The organism is Mycobacterium tilburgii, from assembly GCF_902168065.1.
Classification (GTDB): Bacteria; Actinomycetota; Actinomycetes; order Mycobacteriales; family Mycobacteriaceae; genus Mycobacterium; species Mycobacterium tilburgii.
This window is the reverse complement of record NZ_LR655771.1, coordinates 1-2,798: the sequence shown is the minus strand read 5'-3', so window position 1 is coordinate 2,798 and position 2,798 is coordinate 1. Positions and strand designations below refer to the sequence as shown.

The window sequence follows — 2,798 nt, the reverse complement described above, 5'->3', positions numbered from 1 at the left end:
GTTGGGTGCCACCGGCCGCAGGATCCGCCGCGCCATTCCCAGATACGGGTTTCGGCCCGTCGTCATGCCGCGTCCGCCGGCCGCCGGTTAAGAGACTTCAGAAAAAGATGTCATGCTGAACTTTGGGGCTTTACCGCCGGAAGTCAACTCGGCGAAAATGTACGCCGGGCCTGGATCGGGATCACTGTTGGCGGCCGCGGCTGCATGGAATGCCCTCTGTGCTGAGATGCGTTCCGCGGCAACAAATTACGAGGCCGTCATCAGGCCGCTCGTCAGCGAAGGCTGGCTGGGCCCCGCGTCGGCAAAGATGGCGGCCGCGGTTGAACCGTTTATCGAGTGGATGAGCACCACCGCCGTCCAAGCCGAGCAGGCCGGCGCTCAGGCCAACGCGGCCGCGGCTGCCTTCGAGGCGGCGTTTGCCGCGACGGTACCGCCACCGCTTGTGACCGCCAACCGCACGTTGCTGTTGAACCTGGTGGCCACCAACATCTTTGGCCAGAACGCGCCGGCGATCGCGACGACCGAGACGCAGTACGGCGAAATGTGGGCACAGGATGCCTCTGCGATGACCGGCTACGCTGCCGCGGCGCGGGCTGCGGCGGAGCTGACGCCGTTTCGCCAACCGCAGTCCGACACCACGACGGACGGAACGCAGCAGCAATCCGACGCGGTTGTCCAAGCGCTGGACAACTCGGGTCTCATGCTGGCCGCGAGCTCGGGGGACAACCCGTTGGCGCCGGGCTCGGGGGACAACCCGTTGGCGCCGGGCTCGGGGGATTCCACCACCGGACTGTCCGGGCTGCTCAACATCCTGAGCAACCAACCGAACAGTGAGAACCTGTTGGGGGCGTTCCTCAACAACAACAGCGTCTCCGGCTTGTCGAACGCCTTAACCACCAACGGAATTCTCAACCCGACGACCATGATCGATCCCGCCGCCACGGCCGCCGCAAACGCGGCCGTACAGGGCGCATCCACGGCGGGACTGGAGGATTTGTCCGCCGGGCTGAGCAGCGCGGGGCTGGCCTCGGCGACGAGGAGTGTGGCCGGTGCCGCGGCCACCGCCGGCCTGGGGCAGGCGAGTCTGGTTGGCAGCCTTTCCGTTCCGCCCTCGTGGGCCGGCACCGGCGCAACGGTCGGCACGGTCGCGGCGACGACTCAGGTCGGCGCGGGGGCATACCACGGCTTCGGTGCCGCCACTTCGATGGTGATGGAAGAGGCGGGGGCGGTCGGCATGCCCGGGGTGCCGTTGGCCGGCATTCCCGGCTCGCATGAGGACGAATTCGCCGACCCGATCTACGGTTTCCGTCCACGCGTCATCGGACGCCCGCCCGCAGCTGGGTGATACAATGAAGGCGCTATCGCTGCTGACAAGCAGTGTCGTGCTGATTGGCCTGGCCGCCCCGGCGTACGCCGATTCGGATGACGATGCGTTCCTGGTCGCGTTGAAAGATGCGGGCATCACGTATCACGACCCGGAGCACGCCATCAAAGCCGGCAAGAAGGTATGCGATTTGGCGAACTCGGGGACGTCGGAACTCGACATCATCCGCGATATCCGGGATCTCAACCCCGCCTTCACCCTGGCCAAATCCGCCAAGTTCGCCAAAGCCGCCGCCACCGCATACTGCCCCGACCGGCTGTCCGACGACAATTAGCCGTCGAGCGTTAGCACAGCCAGGGTTTGGTCGACCCGGATATTGCCACGTCGTGCGTCGCAACCACGGCTCCCACGGGTCTGGGACCTCACGGCAAACCCTCAGAAGCCAATAATTCGGGTTGTAGCTGCGTTTCATACGCTGGGCAAAACATAGGGAAGCAAACTGTGACCACTGGATTAGAACTTGGTGAAACTGTCGCCGGTGCGTTGACTCGTCCGCGGGCCCGCAGCACGCGCGGCCCCCAGAGGCCAATCCCGCGGTAGCTAAGGCGCTTGTCGCAGCGGACTTCCGAGCGACACGGAGCCACAGCGGTTCGGTTGGACCATCGACCAGCCGACACCGAATTTTTACGATTCCTGAACGCGTGAATTGATTACTAGGGAAAGGGGTTTGCCGTTATCGGCAATCAGGAAAACAGTCGTGATGTTACCTCCGCACCGGCGTCATTAATGCCGTTCGTACATAAAGGCGGCGAATAAGACTGCCAGGTGGTTTTGGTCTGCTATTAGCAGACATTATCGAATTGAACGAAACTTACGGAATTCGTCCACCCGTATTCTGTGGCAGCGCTCACAGAGAATTGCCTAACAATGACATCCTGACCGATCGCGAATTCCGCAACGAATCGACCAGACGCCGAGGAAACCGCTGCGCATTACTATGCTCATGAGTTCGCTGTATTCCGACTAAATACATTATTAACTGCTAATATATGATATTATTGATTAGCTGATACGTAAACCAGCCCTCACAGTAGGCGGCACCGCGATGTCATTTAGTTTTTATAGTTCGATTACTCGATGGGAATGCGTTGCGAATAGTTTCTGCCCATAATCAACACAATGTTGGGCGCGAGTTTTTCTCGGTAGATCACCAATCCTGAGAAACTCTCAGCAAGGGGGACATGGAATCTGCCGTCGTTCGACACCTGTAATACACGGGCGGTTTGATGGATTCCATTTGAGCGGCGGCGTTAGCGACGACGGTCGCAAAGCCGTGCCTACCATGGTGGCCAAAAACAGTGGAGGTAACAAAATGCTGGACTTTGGAGCCTTACCGTCGGAGGTCAACTCCGGTCGAATGTATGTGGGGGCAGGTGCGGGGCTGTTGCTGACGGCAGCCGGGGATGAGTTGGCG

At 61.0% G+C, this 2,798-nt stretch carries 4 protein-coding genes; all 4 read left to right on the top strand.

Annotated elements, in window-relative coordinates; translation table 11 throughout:
• Window position 1 precedes the first annotated feature (1 nt).
• On the top strand, window positions 2–91 hold the full coding sequence (locus FQ389_RS23025) for a hypothetical protein (protein WP_407662942.1): 90 nt from the start codon (window positions 2–4) through the stop codon (window positions 89–91).
• A gap of 21 nt (window positions 92–112) precedes the next feature.
• A complete protein-coding gene (locus FQ389_RS17475; RefSeq protein WP_407662941.1) occupies window positions 113–1,345 on the top strand; it encodes a PPE family protein in 1,233 nt (410 codons plus the stop codon).
• Between the two features lie 37 nt (window positions 1,346–1,382).
• Window positions 1,383–1,658, top strand: a complete 276-nt coding sequence (locus FQ389_RS17470; protein ID WP_407662940.1) for a DUF732 domain-containing protein — start codon at window positions 1,383–1,385, stop codon at window positions 1,656–1,658.
• Between the two features lie 1,041 nt (window positions 1,659–2,699).
• Window positions 2,700–2,798, top strand: a 99-nt coding sequence (locus FQ389_RS20980; RefSeq protein WP_260860874.1) for a PPE family protein, incomplete at its 3' end; no start/stop codon positions are given.